The organism is Pseudomonas syringae, assembly GCF_023278085.1.
GTDB lineage: Bacteria > Pseudomonadota > Gammaproteobacteria > Pseudomonadales > Pseudomonadaceae > Aquipseudomonas > Aquipseudomonas syringae_Q.
In genome coordinates this window covers 1,718,159-1,736,319 of record NZ_CP066265.1, presented here as the reverse complement: position 1 = coordinate 1,736,319, position 18,161 = coordinate 1,718,159, and the positions used below count along the sequence as shown (strand labels likewise).

Here is an 18,161-nt window from a genome sequence, read left to right as displayed (position 1 = left end):
CGTTTTAGCGAGCGGCTGCGGACACCAGCAAGGTCCCGGCATCGGCATCGAGGATTGCCGGCATCCCCAGCGGTACGGCCTGGTTGAGGTCACCATGACCAACCGGCAAACCGCCAAGCAGCGGAATGCCCAGGCTGCCCAGTCGTTCCAGCAATACATGCGCCGGGCTGATGGTGCCGCCGGTGTTCGCGGCTGGTGTGAACTCGCCGATCGCAATACCCGCCAGACGCCCGAGGATGCCGCAGTTACCCAGATGGGTCAGCATGCGATCGACCCGGTAAGCAGGTTCGTTGACTTCCTCGATGAGCAGAATTGCGCCGGTCAGGTCCGGCATGAATGGCGTGCCGACCGAGGTATCGAGCATGCACAGGTTACCGCCGAGCAACAGCCCTTGAGCGCTGCCTGCGGTGCGCACACTGGCGGTCGGCGAAGCCGGATCTGCCTTGAGCAGGACCGGTTCGGTGCTCATCAGCACATGGCGCATGCTGCTGACGAACAGACCACCGCGCTCCAGTTGCGCGGCGATTGGCCCGTGAATGGTCGCCAGACGCGCATGGTTCCACAGCGCGCCGTGCAGAGCGGTAATGTCGGAGAAACCGGTCACCAGCTTCGGGTCGCGGCGCACGGCCTCCATGTCTACCTGCTGCACGATCCGCTGTACGCCATAGCCACCTCGCGTGCAGAGCACCGCGCGGATTTCCGGATCGGCCAGTGCCGCGTTGAGGTCGGCGAGCCGTTCTTCGTCGGTCCCTGAATAGAATGAATAAGCACCCAGCGCATGAGGATAAACCCGCGGTCGCAGCCCCCAGCCCTTGAGCACCTCGACGGCCGCTTCGACCCTGGCAGCCGCCACAGGCCCGGCAGGAGACACCAGCGCCACGGCGTCGCCAGCGCGCAGGACCTGGGGTTGAAGGGTCTGTAAAGAGGTGGCCAGCATTACGATCTTCCAAGCGTTCATCGAGCGAGAAATCTAGAGCACTGAGGTGTGTGACTCAAGCCCTATCGACAATCAATATGTGTCACCCGCAGATCAAGCTGAACGCCATAGCCTGACCGGACTCCTATCAATCACATGGATCAAACGGCATTCGCTTGATGATCACTTCTTGCCTGAATACCACAGCGAGCGTTTGAATCCATTCTTGAACCATTTTTATGAGGCCCTGCCATGACTGATCTTTCCAATCGCCAGTTCCTGCTCGCCAAGCGTCCATCGGGCACTGTACGTCGTGACGACTTCACGTATCAGACCGTCCCGGTGACGGCTCTCGCAGACGGCCAGATCCTGGTCAGAAACAAATACCTGTCCCTGGACCCGGCCATGCGCGGCTGGATGAACGAGGGCAAATCCTACATTCCGGCCGTAGAACTGGGCGAGGTCATGCGCGCCTTGGGCGTGGGTGAAGTGCTCGAATCGAAAAACCCCAAGTTCGCGGTGGGCGATCACGTGCAAGGGGCCGTGGGCGTGCAGGACTACTTTATCGGTGAGCCCAAGGGTTTCTACAAGGTAGACACCAGCCTGGCTCCGCTGCCGCTGTATTTGTCGGCGCTCGGCATGACCGGCATGACCGCTTATCTGGCGCTGCTGGATGTTGGCCAGCCGAAAAGTGGCGACACCGTCTTGATCTCCGGTGCGGCAGGTGCGGTCGGCAGCGTGGCCGGGCAGATTGCCAAAATCAAAGGCTGCCGGGTGGTCGGTATCGCAGGGGGCAAAGAGAAATGCCGTTTGCTGACTGAAGAGCTGGGGTTCGATGCGGCTATCGACTACAAGTCCGAAGACGTGCTGGATGCCGTGAAACGCCATTGCCCGGACGGTGTGAATGTGTACTTCGATAACGTCGGCGGCGACATTCTGGACGCGGCGCTCAGCCAGTTGGCAGTCGGTGCCCGTGTGGTGATCTGCGGTGCCATCAGCCAGTACAACAACACCACTGCCGTCAAAGGCCCGGCCAACTATATGTCACTGCTGGTCAACCGTGCGCGCATGGAAGGTTTCATCGTGCTCGATCACGCAGACCGCTTTGCAGAAGCGGGTCAGGTCATGGCCGGCTGGATCAAGGAAGGCAAGCTGAAGAGCAAGGAGCACATCGAAGAAGGCCTGGAGACCTTCCCCGAGACATTCCTGAAGCTGTTCACGGGCGATAACTACGGCAAGTTGATTTTGAAAGTGGACTGAACATCGCCGGTCACCTAGCGTTCCTCACGCCCCTGCGCGTGGGGACGCTCTGCGCCCAAAAGCGGACGCGGAGTGTCCAGAAATGCATGCCAACGCGGAGCATTGGCACGAGAGGGTCTACCGTGCGTTTCAGTTCAAGCCAGTTCGGCTACCACTGCGGCCAGTGCCTTGGCCGGGTCGGCGGCCTGACTGATCGGGCGGCCGATCACGAGGTAGTCAGAACCTGCGTCGAGTGCCTGACGCGGGGTAAGAATGCGGCGCTGATCGTCTTGCGCGCTGCCCGCCGGGCGGATGCCCGGGGTAACGAGTTGCAGTGATGGATGGGCAGCTTTCAGCGCCCGGGCTTCCAGTGCGGAGCAGACCAGGCCGTCCATACCTGCCTTTTCAGCCAGCGCCGCCAGGCGCAGTACCTGAATCTGAGGGTCGACGTCCAGGCCGATACCGGCGAGGTCTTCGCGCTCCATGCTGGTCAGTACTGTCACGCCAATCAGCAACGGCTGTGGACCGGTACGTTGTTCAAGCACCTCACGGCACGCGGCCATCATGCGCAGCCCGCCGGAGCAGTGCACGTTGACCATCCACACGCCCATCTCTGCCGCCGCCTTGACCGCCATGGCGGTGGTGTTCGGGATGTCGTGGAATTTGAGATCCAGAAACACCTCGAAGCCCTTGTCACGCAGGGTTTCGACGATGTCCGCTGCACAACTGGTGAACAGCTCCTTGCCAACCTTGACCCGGCACAGTTTGGGATCAAGTTGATCCGCCAGTCGCAAGGCGGCTTCACGGGTCGGAAAATCCAGGGCGACGATGACAGGAGTCTGGCAGGCGGACATGAGCGTGGTCTCAGGTAAGTCGAAATCGGCGCGCATTGTAGCCGAACCGGCGAACGGGCGGGACCCATAGATCGGCATTTGTCCAGTGGCGGTCGTAAAAAGTCACTATTTCCTGCACCTGCAGCGACCATCGCTACGTTAGCCTGCACCGAATCTGCACAACAGGGTGAATCTGTTCACCCTGGCGTTCCACAAACGACCTGTTTTGAAGCAACACGACAATGAACAATGCACTGGCACGGCCTCTGCAACAGGATGTTTCAACGATTATCGAATCTCAGGGAGATAACAATGAGTACGCAACTCAAGCCGACGCTCGGCACGATTCACTTATGGGGGATCGCCGTCGGGCTGGTGATTTCCGGCGAATACTTCGGCTGGAGCTACGGTTGGGGTGCGGCAGGCACGCTGGGTTTTCTGGTAACAGCACTGATGGTTGCCACCATGTACACCTGCTTCATCTTCAGCTTTACCGAACTGACCACTGCCATCCCCCACGCAGGTGGCCCGTTCGCCTATAGCCGCCGTGCCTTTGGCGAGAAAGGCGGGCTGATCGCCGGCATGGCGACGCTGATCGAATTCGTGTTCGCGCCACCGGCCATCGCCATGGCCATTGGTGCATACCTCAACGTGCAATACCCGGGTCTTGACCCCAGACATGCAGCGGTCGGTGCCTACATTGTGTTCATGGCGCTGAACATTGTGGGTGTGAAACTGGCCGCGACCTTCGAACTGGTGGTGTGCATTCTGGCCGTCGCCGAGTTGCTGGTGTTCATGGGCGTCGTCGCGCCTGCCTTCAGTTTCAGCAATTTCGCCCTCAATGGCTGGGCGGGCTCACAGACTTTCGGACCCGAAGCCATTGCCGGCATGTTCGCGGCGATCCCGTTTGCCATCTGGTTCTTCCTGGCCATAGAAGGTGCGGCCATGGCCGCCGAAGAAGCCAAGGACCCGAAACGGACCATCCCGAAAGCTTACATCAGCGGGATTCTCACCCTCGTGGTGCTGGCCATCGGCGTGATGCTGTTTGCCGGTGGTGTGGGCGACTGGCGCACGCTGGCCAACATCAACGACCCGCTGCCGCAGGCGATGAAGGCCGTGGTCGGTGACAACTCCGGCTGGCTGCACATGCTGGTGTGGATTGGCCTGTTCGGTCTGGTCGCCAGCTTCCACGGGATCATCATGGGGTACTCGCGCCAGTTCTTTGCCCTTGCCCGTGCCGGCTACCTGCCCGCCTCGCTGGCCAGACTATCGCGCTTTCAAACGCCTCACCGGGCGATCATTGCCGGTGGCGTTATCGGCATCGCCGCGATCTACAGTGACGGCCTGATCAACCTGAGCGGCATGACCCTCACCGCAGCCATGATCACCATGGCCGTCTTCGGCGCCATCGTCATGTACATCATGAGCATGCTCAGCCTGTTCAAGCTGCGCAAGACCGAGCCGAAACTGGAACGTACCTTCCGCGCCCCCGGCTACCCTGTGGTGCCCGGCATTGCTCTGGTTCTGGCGGTGGTGTGCCTGATCGCAATGGCCTGGTTCAACATGCTGATCGGCCTGATTTTCCTGGGTCTGATGGCTATCGGGTTCATCTACTTCAGCCTGACCGCCAAGTCCCGCGCCGCGGCACCGGCCGACGCAATGCTGACCGGCCAGTAACCCGAAAGCTCCCTCCCACGTTGCGTGCAAATGGCCTTGCACGCAACACGCTTGTGGCGCATACACTTGAACCATTGAGCAGCCTCGCTGCTCAAACCGGTATCACAACAAGGAGAGCGCTATGCCCTGGTATGCCTGGTTAATTCTGCTCGTAGCCATCGGCTCGATCGTCGGCGGTCTGATGATGCTGCGCGATACAGCCAAGAAACTGCCCCTGACCGAAGAACAGCTCAAGCGCGTCCATGAGCGCAACGCGGAAATGGACGCCAAGGACGCCAGGGATCGTTGAGTCAGCAAGGGTGGCAGACCGTGGAAGCTGCTGTCACCCTTCCCTCTTTTCACCCCACACCTGCCTCTTGCCCAAGACGTGACGCGTCTTATCGCTCAGCGCCGTCAGTACTCATCGGCAGTACCTTGATGTGCAGCGGCTGAAAGATAGCCGCCAGCGTTCCATCCCTGCGCAGCTTGTCCAGCAACACTGTGAAGTGTGATACATCGATAGTGCCGTTGGGACGCAACAACGCGTATTGCCGATAAATCTGGTCGACGCGATCAGACACCATCAACTGCTCGGCCTCGGCTTTGTTATGCGCCATGAAGTCAATCAGATAAGAACGGGTAACCGGCGCAATGTCTGCTCTTCCGCGCACGACCATCAGCAGATTGCTGTCATGAGAATACGTCGAGGTCATGTTGAAGTGTTCGTTCAGAAACTTCTGATCGGTATTGAAGTTGGCAAAACCGTAATGGTACCCGGAGAACACGGCCAGGCGTTTCCCCGACAGCGTGTCGAAATAGTCCTGCTCGCGCCCTTCGGTACGCCGGGCAACATACACTTCAGCATCTTCGAGCCCCATATCGACTGTTTCATGGGGAATATCTTTCCAGCCCCAGTCAGGGTTTTCAAAGATCGCGATGTCGAAACGGCCTTCGGTAAAGTCGCGAAAGCGTCGTGCTACGGAGGTCGGAATCATCACGAACTCGTAATCATCCTGCGCCGTATTCAAGGCCGCGATCAGACGTGGCAACAGGCCGGTGTCTTCGCCTTTCTCGGGACGCACCATGTACGGCGGGAAATGCACCGCTGCCACACGCACGACTTGCGCTGCGAAAGACTGCGACCCCGTCACCAGCGAGAGGAACAGCAATACGCCCGTTGCAGTCCCGCGCAGTCGCCCATTGATTATCACTGCAAGTCTTTTCATAAAAACAACATTAATCAAAGCCCCCCACGCTATGCGGTTTCCCTGATTTAAACAACTGTCAAATCACCGGCGTCAGCCAGTTTCAAGTATCGCCTTGTGCAGGAAAGCAATGAACTCGCACAAGGCACCAATGCGTTATAGGGTGGTCACTACCAAGGCAAACAAGACAGACGCTGCTGCCGGTGGGTAGCAGCGTCCGGCACGGCGGGTCATTGTGCCTGAGCTGTGGTCATTCAACAGGGTAAGGAAGCTTGATAATGCCGCATTGGCTAGTGATTGATCTGGAGGCTACCACTGAAGAAGGTGGCTGGCCGGTCGCAGAAATGGAAGTCATCGAAATAGGCGCGACACTGGTCAATCAGGACGGGCGCGAGCTGGATCACTTCGAGCGCTTCGTACGCCCCGTTCGCAGACCGCTGCTGACCCATTTCTGTCGCGAACTTACCCATATCAGCCAAAGCAATATCGACAGCGCCGCACCGCTGACAGCTGTGTGGCCGCAGTTTGAGCGCTGGCTTGCTCATCATCGGGCCCGCGTTGTGGGTTGGGCGAGTTGGGGGGATTACGACCGTCAGCAACTGGAAGAGGAATGGCGTAATCATCAACTCGACAGCGCCCTGTCCAGCATGCCGCATGTCAATCTCAAACAGCGTTTTGCCCAGGCCCGCCATCTGCAGAAACCCATGGGTCTGAACAGCGCCCTGCAATTGGCCGGTATGCAGTTTTCCGGTCAGCAACACCGGGCGCTGGTCGATGCCCGCAACACCGCCAGATTGTTGCCACTGATTCTGACCAACTGATTAGCCGCTCTTGCGGACGACATTAATCAGGCGTGACGAGGTTTGGCGTGTTGGGCATACTGGCGAGCCATTTCCAGCCCTTTCATAAGGAACCGCCCATGTTCAAGGTCAACGAATACTTCGACGGCACCGTCAAATCCATCGCCTTCAGCCAGGCCGACGGTCAGGCAACCATCGGCGTCATGGCAGCGGGTGAATATGAGTTCGGTACTGCGCAACGGGAAATCATGCACGTCATTTCCGGTGAGTTGAATGTGAAACTTCCTGACAGCAGCGACTGGGAAACTTTCACCACCGGCAGCCAGTTCAATGTACCGGCGAACAGCAAGTTCCAGATCAAGGTCAGCGTCGATACGGCTTATCTGTGTGAATATCGCTGAGCCTGATCAGTGGGAGGTCATCGCCTCCCACCGTGGTCGGTAAAACTTTCCGCTCGTCACGCCCTGCCCGCATTGAATTGTAACGCCGCCAGGCGTGCATATAGTGGGTTGCTGGCAATCAGCTGCTGATGCGTACCAACGGCCACCAGCCGCCCCTGGTCCATGACTGCAATGCGATCGGCATTCTGTACCGTGGCCAGCCGGTGGGCGATCACCAGCGTGGTTCGGCCCTGCATCAGGCTCGGCAACGCTTGTTGAATCAAATGCTCGCTTTGCGCATCCAGCGCGCTGGTGGCCTCGTCCAGCAACAGCACCGGCGCGTCGACCAGCAATGCCCGGGCAATCGCCAGACGCTGCCGTTGCCCGCCTGACAGACCAAGCCCGCCCTCGCCCAGATGGGTGCGATAGCCGTCAGCCATTTCCAGAATGAACTCATGGGCATGTGCGATCCGGGCGGCGGCCTCTACCTGCTCGAAACTGGCGTTCGCGTTGCCATAACGGATGTTGTCCTCGACGCTGCCAAAAAACAGTGCCGGCGATTGCGAGACCAGTGCGAAGCAGCGGCGCAGGTCATGAGGGTCAAGGCGCTCGACCGCCATTCCCTCGATCAGAATCCGTCCGCTTGCCGGATCATAGAAACGCAGCAGCAGGTCGAAGATCGTTGACTTGCCCGCCCCCGAGGGGCCGACCAGCGCCAGTGTTTCGCCGGGTTCCACACTCAGGGTCAGGCTGTCGACGGCGTTGCGCTCGGGCCGTGACGGGTAGGCAAAGCTGACGTTTTCCAGCGCCAGACGACCGCTGATGCGCGGCGGCAGGATCAGCAGGTCGGTAGCTGGCGCGCGGATCTCGCTGCGCGCCTGAAGCAGTTCGCCGATACGCTCGGCGGCACCGGCGGCGCGCTGCAACTCGCCGATCACTTCACTCAACGTGCCGAACGCCATGCCCACTACCAGCGCATAGAACACGAACGCTGCCAGTTCACCGCTGGAAATGCGGCCGTTGATCACGTCCATGCCACCCACCCACAACATCACGGCGACGGCACCCAGTACCAGAACGATGACCAGCGTAATCAGCCAGGAACGCTGCAGAATCCGTTTGCGGGCGGTATCGAACGCTTGCTCGACGGTGTGTGCAAAGCGCTGTCGGTCCTGCTGCTGATGGTTGTAGGCCTGTACCGTCTTGATCTGCCCCAGCGCCTCGGCCACATAGCTGCCCACGTTGGCGACCCGGTCCTGACTTTCGCGCGACAGGTTGCGCACCCGTCGACCAAACATGAGGATGGGCGCAATGATCAGCGGCAAGGCCACCACTACAATGCTGGTGAGTTTGGGATTGGTGATGAACAGCAGCACAATGCCGCCTATCACCATCAATGCATTGCGCAGAAACATCGACAGCGACGAACCGATGACCGACTGCAACAGGGTGGTGTCGGCGGTCAATCGCGACTGAATTTCCGAGCTGCGGTTATTTTCATAGAAGCCCGGATGCAATTCGATCAGGTGGTCGAAGACTTTCTTGCGCAAGTCGGCAACCACACGTTCACCGATCCACGACACGAGGTAGAAGCGTGTAAACGTCCCGATGGCCAGGCCGACCGTCAACAGCATGAACAACCCGATGGAACGTTCGAGCAGTTGTGCAGAACGCGTCATGAATCCCTGGTCGATCATCAGCTTGATGCCCTGCCCGATCGACAGGGTGATGCCCGCCGTGACGACCAGCGCCAGCAACGCGCCCAGTGCCTGCCAGCGATACGGCGCGATGAAGCTCGCGGCCAGACGTATGGCCTGACGCTGACGCCCGGAAAACAGTGAAATCATGAAATATAAACCTGCCTGACTGCCGATATGACCGAATCGCCAAGCCTACACCTGTCAGACAGGCGACGCTGTGCGTCATTCAGAGTGAACTTGCGCCCTGCTCCAAAGGTCAGGTTATGACTGCTTCACAGCGCGGCTAGACGACAACGATCTAAGCGCATGCTGGCAGAGTTGCATCAATTCTGTTGCACTGGTATCGCGCTTGAGCGGCTGACAGTACCTGTCACGGACCGGTCATCAAGCGCGGTTAATTTAATGCCGTTACCTGATGAAAGGAGAGACACCATGAGCCTGCACGAGCGCAGCACCGAAGTTCAAGTCGTACGAGCCACGCCCAACCTGCCGGTTGGCGGTGCCATTCTCGACCAGGACGGGCACGAAGTACTGATCACCGAAGAAATGGTTCAGGTGGCCTGTCAGGAATGCGACAAGAACTGGGTAACACCTGAAAAATAAGACCTGTCGAATACGTTGAAACCCGACCTTGTTGTCGGGTTTTTTATGCGCTGTAAACGGGGTCTCAGACCAGCACCGCGCCCAGCGCCCTGACGATCTGCACCAACGCTTCGGAATGGCCCTCAAGCCGGACCTTCAGCCCTTCGATTTCGCGACGTGGCGGATAGTGTTTGCGCAAGGCGTCGAAGGCCAGACGCTGACTGGCCGTATCGCCTGTCAGGCTGCGGCGAAAATCCGCGTCGTCGCGGCGCGGGTCGTACACGCTGCGGCACAACGTATTCAAGGCCCAGACCGGATCAGTCTCGACATCGAGACGGATCTGCGCCAGCCATGGCCGGGGCAGCAGGTCGTCGAGGGTGATCACCGGCGGCTGGCCGAAAAAGGCACACAGCGCCTGATAGATCTGCGCAGTGCCACGCTGCCTGCCGTCAAGACTGTAACCGGCGATGTGCGGCGTCCCGATCACACACAGATCGGCCAGCGCTGTATTGACTTGCGGCTCGCCCTCCCAGACATCCAGCACGGCCTGCAGGTCTTCGCGATCCAGCAGCACGTCATGCAGCGCTGCGTTGTCCACCACCGCGCCACGGCTGGCGTTGATCAGCCAGGCACCTTGTCTTAGCTGACGAAGACGCGCCTCGTCGAACAAGTGCCAGGTCGGCATGTCTCCGGCTCTGGTCAGCGGCGTGTGCAGACTGATGACGTCACAACGCTGGATGATCTCGTCGAGACTGACAAAACCTTGCCCTTCGGCTGACTCGCGGGGCGGATCGCAGACCAGCACATCCCAGCCCAGCGCCTTCAATACTGTCACGAGACGACCGCCCACCTGCCCTGCACCGACCACACCGTAGGTACGCTGCCTGAGATCGACACCTTCGATTTCAGCCAGGGTCAGCAGGCTGCCCAGCACATAATCGACGACGCCACGCGCGTTGCAGCCCGGCGCGCTGGACCATTGAATGCCAGCCTCCTGGAAATAAGCGAGGTCCAGATGATCCGTGCCGATGGTGCAGGTGCCGACGAAACGCACCGGGCTGCCCTCCAGCATCTCGCGGGTCACTGGCGTAACCGAGCGCACCAGCAGAATGTCGGCGTCCGCTATCGCTGCACGGTCTATGGAACGTCCGGGCAAGCGACGTATGTCTCCGAAATCAGCGAAAAAGGCGTCGAGCAAGGGAATATTTTCGTCAGCAACAATGCGCATGGAAGACTCTCGGGTCAGGCGTACGAAGACCAGTCCATGTCATGAACAGGCGCGGGTTGCAGCAATGCGGCAGTCAGTCGGCTTTCTTGCGAATCCAGTACAGAAAAGTTTCTGCCTCTGCCTGCTCCGCGACCAGCTCATGGCCGAGGAAGATGCAGAACTTGGGAATGTCACGGCGCGTGGACGGATCGGTCGCGATGACCTTGAGCAAACCGCCCGCAGGCAGGTCGCGAACCTTCTGGTGCAGCATCATCACCGGTTCCGGGCAGTTCAGCCCGGTGGCATCCAGAACGGCATCAACGGTGAGGTGTTCAACGGATTCAGACATGGGGCACTCCAGAAGCGGGTAGCGATTGTCGCTCAAATCAGTGGGCAGGCCAAGCCGATGACGCTCGCCGCAGCGCATATTCAAGGTCAAACGCAGAGCGTCCAGAACTGCATTCCACTGGAGCGTGCGGAACGAGAGGCAGTCATACCTGTATCTGACTCCAGTCACTTTTTCGCGGCTTTTGATTCTCGTTCCCACGCTCCGCGTGGTAATGCATTTCGTGACGCTCTGCGTCACACGGCGGTTCTGCGTCGTCAGTGCCATCGTGGTCGAAAAGCACTTTATTGGCAGCGGCTGCGCGTAGGGCGTGGCAGTGTTTGACTATCGTGCACACGCTCCGCGTTGGCACGAGGGTCAGTTGGAGAAGCAGTCAAAGATGTATCTGACTGAATTCACTTTTTCGCAGCTTTGGCCACGTCCAGTCGGCGCAAGTGGCAGGTGACTTCTTCGCGATCGTGGTAGAGCTGTTTGCAGCCGATCGACACCCGCACACCGCGCGCCTGAAAGCCCTCTTCGATGCGGTCGAGCAAGCGACGGACTTCCGCGTAGCGCTGTTTCATCGGCAGCTTGAGGTTGACCACCGCTTCGCGACACAAGCCTTCGCCCAGCCAGGTTTCCAGCAGCGCCGCATTGCGCGCCGGCTTTTCGACGATATCGCAGACCATCCAGTCCACCGGCTGGCGAGGCTTGTAGGTGAAGCCGTCGGCCATCAAATGCTGCACCAGCCCGGTATCCATCAGGCTTTCCGCCATCGGCCCGTTGTCGATGGCCGTCACCAGCATGCCGCGGCGTACCAGTTGATAGGTCCAGCCACCGGGCGCGGCGCCCAGGTCGACGCCGGTCATGTCACCGGAAAGACGCTCGTCCCACTGGTCTCTGGGGATGAAATGATGCCACGCTTCTTCAAGTTTCAGAGTGGAGCGGCTCGGCGCCTCGCGGGGGAACTTCAAGCGCGGGATGCCCATCGGCCACATCGCGCAATTGTCAGCGTCAGCCAGTCCAAGAAACACCTCGCGACCGCTCTTGAAGGTCAACAGCAAACGCGGTTTGCGCGGATCATCGACCAGCTTGCCACCCTGGCTCAAGGCCTTGCGCAACGGCGCTTCGAACTTCTTGCAGAAATTCGACAGCTCCTTGCCATCGTTGGTGTCCACCACCTCCAGCCACAGGCTCCCACACGTCGGAAACGCCGACAGCTGAGCGAGGATCACGCTGATGCGGTCGGTCTCCGGCAGGTCGAGAAACAGGCCTCGCGCCCACTGCCGAGGGAAGATCATCTGGTCGAAGCGCTGGCCGCTCATCAGCCGTTCGGCGCCATCCGCTTCGGTGCAGATAAATTCGGCGCAGGCGGTATTGGGTCGCGCCTTGGCATAACCGGCAACCTCCAGGCGTGCGGCATGCTCGGCGATTTCCGAGCAGACCTCGCCTTCAAAACCGGGCCGGCAATGCATAAACAGTGTATTCATGGGTTACTCCTGGGCAACGGGCACTCGGGCGTAACCCCGCAGACTTGAAAGCCGCGCATCATAGCCCAATCCTGGAACCACTGGCGCGGCCCGACAGTCCACAGAACCTGAAGCCTGATACGGTGTTCCTGACCTGATGTACATGGAGCCCCGTAATCCGATGTTCGGAGAACATTCCAAAAGGAGACATTCATGCCCTCCCTCGATAGCCTGAAGAGCCTGAAAACGCTCGAAATCGATAACAAGACCTACCACTATTTCAGCCTGCCCGATGCTGCCCGCTCCCTCGGCAATCTCGACAAGCTGCCCATGTCCCTCAAAGTGTTGCTGGAAAACCTGCTGCGCTGGGAAGACAACAAAACCGTCACCGGCAACGACCTCAAGGCCATCGCCGACTGGTTGACCGAGCGTCGTTCGGATCGAGAGATCCAGTACCGCCCTGCCCGGGTCCTCATGCAGGATTTCACCGGAGTGCCTGCGGTGGTCGATCTGGCCGCGATGCGTGCCGCCGTAGCCAAGGCTGGCGGCGACCCGCAGCGCATCAACCCGCTGTCGCCGGTGGACCTGGTCATCGACCACTCGGTCATGGTCGACACGTTCGGCAACTCCGGGGCGTTCGAACAGAACGTTGACATCGAGATGCAGCGCAACGGTGAGCGCTACGCGTTTCTGCGCTGGGGCCAGAGCGCCTTCGATAACTTCAGCGTGGTGCCGCCCGGCACCGGTATTTGCCATCAGGTGAACCTGGAGTATCTGGGCCGCACCGTCTGGACTAAAGAAGAAGACGGTCGCACCTATGCCTTCCCCGACACACTGGTCGGCACCGACTCGCACACCACCATGATCAACGGCCTCGGCGTACTGGGCTGGGGCGTGGGCGGGATCGAAGCCGAGGCAGCGATGCTCGGCCAGCCGGTGTCGATGCTGATCCCGGAAGTCATCGGTTTCCGGCTGACCGGCAAACTGAAGGAAGGCATCACCGCGACCGATCTGGTGCTGACCGTGACCCAGATGCTGCGCAAGAAAGGCGTGGTCGGCAAGTTCGTCGAGTTCTACGGTGACGGCCTGGCCGATCTGCCGCTGGCCGACCGTGCAACCATCGCCAACATGGCCCCGGAGTACGGCGCAACCTGCGGTTTCTTCCCGGTTGATGACGTGACGCTGGATTACCTGCGCCTGTCAGGCCGCCCCGCTGAAACCGTGAAACTGGTTGAAGCCTATTGCAAGGCACAAGGCCTGTGGCGTCTGCCCGGCCAGGAGCCGGTGTTCACCGACAGCCTGGAACTGGACATGAGTACCGTAGAGGCCAGCCTTGCCGGTCCGAAGCGCCCGCAGGACCGTGTGGCGTTGCCACAGGTTGCCCAGGCGTTCAACGACTTCCTAGGCTTGCAGGTCAAGCCTGCCAAAGGCGAAGAAGGCCGTCTTGAAAGCGAAGGCGGCGGTGGCGTTGCAGTGGGCAACGATGCGCAGGTCAGCGGCGAAAGCCACTATGAGTACAACGGGCAGACCTATCAGCTGAAAGATGGCGCGGTAGTGATCGCGGCCATCACCTCCTGCACCAACACGTCCAACCCCAGCGTGATGATGGCAGCCGGCCTGGTGGCCAAAAAAGCCGTCGAAAAAGGCCTGCAACGCAAGCCTTGGGTAAAGAGTTCGCTGGCACCCGGCTCCAAGGTCGTGACCGATTACTATGCGGCAGCCGGCCTGACTCAATACCTCGACGCGCTGGGCTTCAACCTGGTGGGCTATGGCTGTACGACCTGCATCGGCAACTCCGGCCCTCTGCTGGAGCCGATCGAAAAAGCCATTCAGCAGTCCGACCTGACCGTCGCGTCGGTGCTGTCGGGCAACCGCAACTTCGAGGGCCGGGTTCATCCGCTGGTCAAGACCAACTGGCTGGCCTCGCCACCGCTGGTGGTCGCCTACGCGTTGGCAGGCTCAGTGCGCATCGACATCAGCAGCGAACCGCTGGGCGAAGGCTCGGACGGCCAACCTGTTTATCTGCGCGACATCTGGCCCAGCCAGAAGGAGATCGCCGACGCGGTCGCCAGCGTCAATACCGGCATGTTTCACAAGGAATACGCCGAGGTGTTTGCCGGTGACGAACAGTGGCAGGCCATCGAGGTGCCGCAGGCTGCCACCTATGTCTGGCAGGACGACTCAACGTACATTCAACACCCGCCGTTCTTCGACGGCATTGGCGGCCCGCCGCCCGTGATTCAGGACGTGGAAGACGCGCGCATCCTTGCCCTGCTGGGGGATTCGGTCACCACTGACCACATCTCCCCTGCTGGCAATATCAAGGCCGACAGCCCGGCCGGACGTTATCTGCAAGAGAAAGGCGTCAAGTCCCAGGATTTCAACTCTTACGGCTCACGTCGCGGCAACCATGAAGTGATGATGCGCGGCACCTTTGCCAACATTCGTATCCGCAACGAAATGCTCGGCGGCGAAGAAGGCGGCAACACTGTGCACGTGCCATCCGGCGAGAAGCTGGCGATCTACGACGCCGCGATGCGCTATCAGGCTGAAGGCACACCGCTGGTGATTATCGCAGGCCTGGAGTACGGCACCGGTTCCAGCCGCGACTGGGCGGCGAAAGGTACCAATCTGCTGGGCGTCAAAGCGGTCATTGCCGAAAGCTTTGAGCGCATCCACCGCTCCAACCTGGTGGGCATGGGTGTTCTGCCATTGCAGTTCAAGAACGGCCAGACGCGCAAGACCCTGGGCCTGACCGGCAAGGAAACCCTGAAAATCACCGGGCTGACCAACGCCGACGTGCAACCAGGCATGAGCCTGGCCCTGCATATCGAGCGCGAGGACGGCAGCCACGAAACCGTCGACGTATTGTGCCGTATCGATACGCTCAACGAGGTGGAGTACTTCAAGTCGGGCGGCATTCTGCATTATGTGTTGCGACAGCTGATCGCCTCCTGAGGCGGTTGCGCGGCGATTCATGCACAGGGGATTTCACAGTGGCTGGCCACGGTGAAATCCCCCGCTGCACTGACTCATGGGTCATTTGGCGTGCAACATTCAATTTATCGGCTCACCCGCCGATAACACGCCACAGTCCTCAGAATCGAAGGATCGATACCCCATGCGCAATAACCAGCCTGTCACCCAACGTGAGCTGACATTTCCTGCCGAACAACGACTGATTTCCACCACCGACACCCGAGGCACGATTACGTACTGCAATGATGCCTTCGTCGATATCAGTGGTTACAGCGAAGCCGAATTGCTCGGTGCCGCGCACAACACCGTTCGCCATCCGGATGTTCCGCCGGCGGTTTTCGAACACATGTGGACCACGCTCAAGACCGGCCAGCCGTGGATGGGCATCGTCAAGAACCGTTGCAAGAATGGCGACCACTATTGGGTCAACGCCTACGTGACGCCGATGCTGGAAAACAGGAAGGTGGTGGGTTTCGAGTCGGTACGCATCAAACCGACCGCCGAACAGATTCGTCGCGCCGAAGCCCTGTACAAGCGCATCAATCAGGGCAAGAGCGCCATACCGGGTCGTGATAAATGGCTACCGGTGTTGCAGGACTGGCTGCCGTTCATTCTGGTCAGCCAGTTGAGCTTTCTGATTGGTGTGTGGCTCAACTCGCACTGGGGCTTCGCGCTTGCCGCCGCATTGTCGGTGCCGCTTGGCCTGCTCGGCCTGTCCTGGCAACAGCGCGGCACCAAACGCCTGCTGCGCCTGGCTGAACAGACCACCTCTGACCCGCTGATCGCGCAGATGTACACCGACAGCCGTGGCCCGCAGGCGCGTCTGGAAATGTCGATCCTCAGCCAGGAAGCGCGCATGAAAACCTGCCTGACGCGCTTGCAGGACACCGCCGAGCATCTGAACAGTCAGGCCCGACAATCCAACTCGCTGGCCAACGACAGCTCGACCGGGCTGGAACGTCAGCGTGTGGAAACCGAACAGGTCGCCGCAGCCATCAACCAGATGGCCGCCACCACCCAGGAAGTTGCCAGCCATGTACATCGCGCCGCTGACGCCACTCAACAAGCCAATGAGCTGACCCGTCGCGGCCGCGATATCGCCGGCGAAACCCGCGAAGCCATTCAGCGCCTTTCCACCTCGGTGGGCGAAACCGGCCTGACCGTGACGCGACTGGCCAAGGACAGCGATGAAATCGGCGGCGTGGTCGATGTGATCAAAGGCATCGCCGACCAGACCAACCTGCTGGCCCTCAACGCGGCCATCGAAGCGGCCCGTGCCGGAGAGATGGGCCGTGGCTTTGCGGTGGTGGCAGATGAAGTACGCCAGTTGGCAAAACGCACTGCCGAATCTACTGGCCAGATTCATGGCCTGATCGCCAAATTGCAGCAGACGGCTACCGACGCCGTGCAGACCATGGACGCCGGACGTCGTCAGGCCGAAGAAGGCGTGGCCCGGGTGCTGGAAGCGGATCAGGCGCTGGTGGGCATCAGCGAAGCGGTCGCCAACATCACCGACATGACCACTCAGATTGCCACTGCCACCGAAGAACAAAGCGCGGTAGCCGAAGAGATCAACCGCAACATTTCCACTATCGCCGAACTGGCCGACAAAACCGCCGACGAAGCCCGACGCTCGGCAGTATTGAGCGGGGAACTGACGGACACCGCCAATTCGCAGTACTCGTTGGTGGAGCGCTTTAATCGCTGAGCGTTGAAACTGCTGTAAAGGGCCTCGGCCAACTCAGGTTGGTCGGGGCTTTTTATTGTGCCCTTCATTGATTGGCGGGCTTGTTATCTTCACGCCCTACAACTATTGCCAAATCATCCGGGCAACATGTAAGACTTTTCCTTAACATCAAGAGCCGCAGTAAAACATGACTGTCGAGCATTGACACCCGACGAACACTCCGACTAGTTGAATTCAAGGGGATGTGCGGTAGTTATCTATTACCACGGGTAACTATTGCCTATCTCCTGAGTAAAAACCCAGATCGACGCCATGTGGCGTTTGACTTGTTAATTGGAGACACTCATGAATACTCTTACTAACCTGCCATTGGAAGCACCATCCATTCCCGCAGCGGAACGCGACGGCCTCATCAAAGTGCGAGACCTTGACTTAGGTATTTCGGTCCATTTTACCGCGCGCGGTTTAATCAAAGAAAAAGACAGCTTCGAGCTTATGATTAACGGTGTTGGCTCTGGGATCACCCAGACCATTTCTGATCCCAACGCGCCCGAAGAGGTCGCGTTCGTTATGAATCTTGAGGGTGAACACTTCGCTAAAGATGGCAATTATGCGATTGGATACCAATGGCTAACGTTTCCAGGCGGCATGCGAACAGACTCCGCAACCACTGAGATTCGAATCGACCGCACTGCCCCTGGCGCAGCGCTGCTGGCCCCCATGCTGTTCCATCAGATCAACCTCGGCGAAACCCTGACTGGCATCATTCCAGGCTACGCCGACATGCAGCCTGGCGACCGTATTCAGACCCTGTGCAATGAACAGGAAGGCCCTGTTCATGAGGTCACTCCTGACAACCTGACTGAACGCCCGGTACAGATCATTTTCGACAAGGCCTTCTTGCTCGATCTGGACAGCGAGAGCATCACCATGAGCTATCAGGTGATCGATCGCGCAGGCAATCGCTCGATTATGGCGCGTCCGGTAACCCTGTCCATGCAGGATTAACGGCAGAGACCTACATTATTGCTCAGGACCTTGAAGGTTTCGTACGCCCACCCGTGCGAGACCTTTATGATAAGTTTGAGTGAATAGTCCTACGCTTGAGTGGGATATTTCACAAAATGCCTTATTTTTAAAAATGTAGGAATTGTCTGTAGTAAAGGTCCTACAGATATCATTC

Annotated in this window: 16 protein-coding genes; 9 read left to right on the top strand and 7 right to left on the bottom strand. The window is 59.4% G+C overall.

Annotation, left to right across the window (positions count from 1 at the left end):
- Positions 1-4: 4 nt before the first annotated feature.
- Positions 5-937: a S66 peptidase family protein gene (locus I9H07_RS07910; RefSeq protein WP_236423915.1), complete on the bottom strand. Its 933-nt coding sequence runs from the start codon at positions 935-937 to the stop codon at positions 5-7.
- Positions 938-1,168: 231 nt separating this feature from the next.
- Here I9H07_RS07910 and I9H07_RS07905 point away from each other — a divergent pair, with 231 nt between their 5' ends.
- Positions 1,169-2,176, top strand: coding sequence for an NADP-dependent oxidoreductase (locus I9H07_RS07905; protein ID WP_058391059.1), 1,008 nt, complete (start codon positions 1,169-1,171; stop codon positions 2,174-2,176).
- A gap of 134 nt (positions 2,177-2,310) precedes the next feature.
- Here I9H07_RS07905 and pyrF read toward each other — a convergent pair whose 3' ends face one another.
- Positions 2,311-3,009 carry an orotidine-5'-phosphate decarboxylase gene (pyrF, locus tag I9H07_RS07900; protein ID WP_058823809.1) on the bottom strand — a complete coding sequence of 233 codons (699 nt, stop codon included), beginning with the start codon at positions 3,007-3,009 and terminating at the stop codon, positions 2,311-2,313.
- Positions 3,010-3,300: 291 nt separating this feature from the next.
- Here pyrF and eat point away from each other — a divergent pair, with 291 nt between their 5' ends.
- On the top strand, positions 3,301-4,665 hold the full coding sequence (gene eat / locus I9H07_RS07895; protein WP_058823795.1) for an ethanolamine permease: 1,365 nt from the start codon (positions 3,301-3,303) through the stop codon (positions 4,663-4,665).
- A 121-nt stretch (positions 4,666-4,786) separates the two neighbouring features.
- Positions 4,787-4,954: a DUF2897 family protein gene (locus I9H07_RS07890; RefSeq protein WP_007252154.1), complete on the top strand. Its 168-nt coding sequence runs from the start codon at positions 4,787-4,789 to the stop codon at positions 4,952-4,954.
- Positions 4,955-5,042: 88 nt separating this feature from the next.
- Here I9H07_RS07890 and I9H07_RS07885 read toward each other — a convergent pair whose 3' ends face one another.
- Positions 5,043-5,870 (bottom strand): substrate-binding periplasmic protein, encoded by an 828-nt coding sequence (locus I9H07_RS07885; RefSeq protein ID WP_024674224.1) that lies wholly within the window; start codon positions 5,868-5,870, stop codon positions 5,043-5,045.
- Positions 5,871-6,127: 257 nt separating this feature from the next.
- On the opposite strand from I9H07_RS07885, the gene I9H07_RS07880 reads away from it, so the two are divergent.
- Both I9H07_RS07880 and I9H07_RS07875 read left to right on the top strand, forming a co-directional pair.
- Positions 6,128-6,670, top strand: coding sequence for an exonuclease domain-containing protein (locus I9H07_RS07880; protein ID WP_024674225.1), 543 nt, complete (start codon positions 6,128-6,130; stop codon positions 6,668-6,670).
- A 98-nt stretch (positions 6,671-6,768) separates the two neighbouring features.
- Positions 6,769-7,050, top strand: a complete 282-nt coding sequence (locus tag I9H07_RS07875; RefSeq protein ID WP_024644177.1) for a pyrimidine/purine nucleoside phosphorylase — start codon at positions 6,769-6,771, stop codon at positions 7,048-7,050.
- Between the two features lie 56 nt (positions 7,051-7,106).
- On the opposite strand, the gene I9H07_RS07870 is transcribed toward I9H07_RS07875, so the two are convergent.
- Positions 7,107-8,876: an ABC transporter transmembrane domain-containing protein gene (locus I9H07_RS07870; protein WP_058823796.1), complete on the bottom strand. Its 1,770-nt coding sequence runs from the start codon at positions 8,874-8,876 to the stop codon at positions 7,107-7,109.
- Positions 8,877-9,161: 285 nt separating this feature from the next.
- Here I9H07_RS07870 and I9H07_RS07865 point away from each other — a divergent pair, with 285 nt between their 5' ends.
- Entirely contained in the window at positions 9,162-9,332 is a 171-nt protein-coding gene (locus I9H07_RS07865) for a PA1571 family protein (protein WP_032606401.1), read from the top strand.
- 64 nt (positions 9,333-9,396) lie between these two features.
- On the opposite strand, the gene pdxB is transcribed toward I9H07_RS07865, so the two are convergent.
- The 3 genes from pdxB to rlmM all read right to left on the bottom strand — a co-directional run bounded on the left by pdxB (position 9,397) and on the right by rlmM (position 12,333).
- Positions 9,397-10,539, bottom strand: a complete 1,143-nt coding sequence (gene pdxB, locus I9H07_RS07860; RefSeq protein ID WP_058823797.1) for a 4-phosphoerythronate dehydrogenase PdxB — start codon at positions 10,537-10,539, stop codon at positions 9,397-9,399.
- Positions 10,540-10,612: 73 nt separating this feature from the next.
- Positions 10,613-10,867, bottom strand: a complete 255-nt coding sequence (gene tusA / locus I9H07_RS07855; RefSeq protein ID WP_058391054.1) for a sulfurtransferase TusA — start codon at positions 10,865-10,867, stop codon at positions 10,613-10,615.
- A gap of 392 nt (positions 10,868-11,259) precedes the next feature.
- Positions 11,260-12,333, bottom strand: coding sequence for a 23S rRNA (cytidine(2498)-2'-O)-methyltransferase RlmM (gene rlmM, locus I9H07_RS07850; protein ID WP_236423916.1), 1,074 nt, complete (start codon positions 12,331-12,333; stop codon positions 11,260-11,262).
- A gap of 192 nt (positions 12,334-12,525) precedes the next feature.
- On the opposite strand from rlmM, the gene acnA reads away from it, so the two are divergent.
- The 3 genes from acnA (at position 12,526) to I9H07_RS07835 (ending at position 17,986) form a co-directional block, all read left to right on the top strand.
- Positions 12,526-15,270 carry an aconitate hydratase AcnA gene (gene acnA, locus I9H07_RS07845; RefSeq protein ID WP_236427087.1) on the top strand — a complete coding sequence of 915 codons (2,745 nt, stop codon included), beginning with the start codon at positions 12,526-12,528 and terminating at the stop codon, positions 15,268-15,270.
- Between the two features lie 163 nt (positions 15,271-15,433).
- Positions 15,434-16,999 (top strand): methyl-accepting chemotaxis protein, encoded by a 1,566-nt coding sequence (locus I9H07_RS07840; RefSeq protein ID WP_024674231.1) that lies wholly within the window; start codon positions 15,434-15,436, stop codon positions 16,997-16,999.
- A gap of 324 nt (positions 17,000-17,323) precedes the next feature.
- Positions 17,324-17,986 carry a hypothetical protein gene (locus I9H07_RS07835; protein ID WP_236423920.1) on the top strand — a complete coding sequence of 221 codons (663 nt, stop codon included), beginning with the start codon at positions 17,324-17,326 and terminating at the stop codon, positions 17,984-17,986.
- The last annotated feature ends 175 nt before the right edge of the window (positions 17,987-18,161 follow it).

Coding starts and splice junctions, on each gene's coding strand:
- I9H07_RS07840 (WP_024674231.1), top strand. CDS start 15,434: ATGCGCAATAACCAGCCTGTCACCCAACGTGAGCTGACATTTCCTGCC.
- I9H07_RS07885 (WP_024674224.1), bottom strand. CDS start 5,870: ATGAAAAGACTTGCAGTGATAATCAATGGGCGACTGCGCGGGACTGCA.
- acnA (WP_236427087.1), top strand. CDS start 12,526: ATGCCCTCCCTCGATAGCCTGAAGAGCCTGAAAACGCTCGAAATCGAT.
- I9H07_RS07910 (WP_236423915.1), bottom strand. CDS start 937: ATGCTGGCCACCTCTTTACAGACCCTTCAACCCCAGGTCCTGCGCGCT.
- I9H07_RS07905 (WP_058391059.1), top strand. CDS start 1,169: ATGACTGATCTTTCCAATCGCCAGTTCCTGCTCGCCAAGCGTCCATCG.
- pdxB (WP_058823797.1), bottom strand. CDS start 10,539: ATGCGCATTGTTGCTGACGAAAATATTCCCTTGCTCGACGCCTTTTTC.
- I9H07_RS07865 (WP_032606401.1), top strand. CDS start 9,162: ATGAGCCTGCACGAGCGCAGCACCGAAGTTCAAGTCGTACGAGCCACG.
- tusA (WP_058391054.1), bottom strand. CDS start 10,867: ATGTCTGAATCCGTTGAACACCTCACCGTTGATGCCGTTCTGGATGCC.
- eat (WP_058823795.1), top strand. CDS start 3,301: ATGAGTACGCAACTCAAGCCGACGCTCGGCACGATTCACTTATGGGGG.
- I9H07_RS07835 (WP_236423920.1), top strand. CDS start 17,324: ATGAATACTCTTACTAACCTGCCATTGGAAGCACCATCCATTCCCGCA.
- I9H07_RS07890 (WP_007252154.1), top strand. CDS start 4,787: ATGCCCTGGTATGCCTGGTTAATTCTGCTCGTAGCCATCGGCTCGATC.
- I9H07_RS07875 (WP_024644177.1), top strand. CDS start 6,769: ATGTTCAAGGTCAACGAATACTTCGACGGCACCGTCAAATCCATCGCC.
- rlmM (WP_236423916.1), bottom strand. CDS start 12,333: ATGAATACACTGTTTATGCATTGCCGGCCCGGTTTTGAAGGCGAGGTC.
- I9H07_RS07880 (WP_024674225.1), top strand. CDS start 6,128: ATGCCGCATTGGCTAGTGATTGATCTGGAGGCTACCACTGAAGAAGGT.
- I9H07_RS07870 (WP_058823796.1), bottom strand. CDS start 8,876: ATGATTTCACTGTTTTCCGGGCGTCAGCGTCAGGCCATACGTCTGGCC.
- pyrF (WP_058823809.1), bottom strand. CDS start 3,009: ATGTCCGCCTGCCAGACTCCTGTCATCGTCGCCCTGGATTTTCCGACC.